Annotated in this window: 1 protein-coding gene and 1 pseudogene; both read right to left on the bottom strand. The window is 74.0% G+C overall.

What is annotated here, in order from left to right; genetic code table 11:
* Window positions 1-1278 (bottom strand): (Fe-S)-binding protein (locus tag APM_RS22975; protein WP_007423723.1); only part of this gene is annotated, 1278 nt, incomplete at its 3' end.
* Window positions 1279-1327: 49 nt separating this feature from the next.
* Window positions 1328-1435: pseudogene (locus APM_RS22970) on the bottom strand (DUF3483 domain-containing protein); the annotation flags it as partial.
* Window positions 1436-1439: the final 4 nt, after the last annotated feature.

Raw genomic sequence — 1439 nt, 5'->3', positions numbered from 1 at the left:
TGTCACCCCCTCCAGCATCGCGGTGCAGCCCGGGCACGCCACGGCGACGATATCCGCTCCCGTCTCCCGCGCCTGCGCCATCCGCAGATCGGGAATCCGCCGCTCGCCCGCGATGTCCGAAACCGGCGCGCCGCCCCCGCCGCCGCAGCAGAACGAGGCCGCGCCATGGCGCTCCATCTCGCTCACCGCCAGGCCGATCCGCCCCAGCACCCGCCGCGGCGCGTCATACTCGCCGTTATAACGGCCGAGATAGCACGGGTCGTGATAGGTCACCGTCCCGCCGGATGCCGCCTCCGGCCGGATCGCGCCAGTGCCGATCAGCTCGTCGATCAGCGCCGTATGGTGCTGCACCGTATAGTGCCCGCCGAACGCCGGATATTCCTGCCGCAGCACATGCAGCGCGTGCGGATCGGCGGTGACGATCCGCCCGAACCGCCTTGCCGCCAGCGCCGCCACATTGGCGCGCGCGAGGCGCTCGAACCCCGCCTCGTCGCCGAGCCGCCGGGCGAGGTCGCCGCAATCGCGCTCGGCCTCCCCCAGCACCGCGAAATCCAGCCCCGCCGCCCGCATGATCGCCACCAGCGCCCGCAGCGTCCGCCCATAGCGCGCGTCGAACGCCCCGTCGCCGAGCCAGAGCAGGATGTCGGCGCTCTCGCCCTCGCCCAGCACGCGCAGCCCGCCGGCGGCGAAATCGAGCCGCCGCCCAGGCTCGAACCCGCCCGGATTGAACGCGTAGCGCAGCTCCGAAAGCACCTGGTCCGCCTTGCCCGGCGCCGCACCGGCGTCCAGCGTCAGATGCCGCCGCAGATCGACCACCGCATCCACATGCTCGATCATCATCGGGCAGGCGGATACGCAGGCCCGGCAGGTCGTGCAGGCGAACAGCGTCTCCGCGTGCAGCCGCCCGAGCACCGGGCCCGGCGACGAAATGCCCGGATGCGGCGAGCCGGCATAGGCCGGCGCCTCCGGATGCAGCGCCGTCGCCAGGTCCTGGATCAGCGCCTTCGGGTTCAGCTTCTGCCCGGCGGCGAAGGCCGGGCACGCCTCCTCGCACCGCCCGCACTGGATGCAGGCATCGAACCCCGCCAGCCGGTTCCAGGCGAAATCGCCGATCGCCGCCACGCCGAATTTTTGCGCCGGCAACAGCCCGCTCGCCGCCGCCCCCGCGAAACGCTCCGGCCGCGGATGCGCCGCGAGATGCACCGCCCCGGCCAGCGCGTGCCGCATCGGCCCGGTCGCAATCCCCGCCACCAGCCGCGCCCCGCCCCCAGGCGGCAAGCCCGATCCCGGCCAGTGCGGGCAGCCACAACCCGAGCAGGATGCCGAGCGAGGCCAGGAACCCGCCCGCCGCATAGGCGGCCAGATCCCGCGCCAGCCCCTGGAACGCCCCGCCCGAGAGCGACGCCGGCCGCGCCGGCTGCCGCCTCTGCGCCACCAGC

The sequence above is a fragment of the Acidiphilium sp. PM genome (genome assembly GCF_000219295.1).
GTDB lineage: Bacteria > Pseudomonadota > Alphaproteobacteria > Acetobacterales > Acetobacteraceae > Acidiphilium > Acidiphilium multivorum.
Note: the sequence above shows the minus strand (reverse complement) of the source record. Positions and strands in the feature narration are given on the sequence as shown.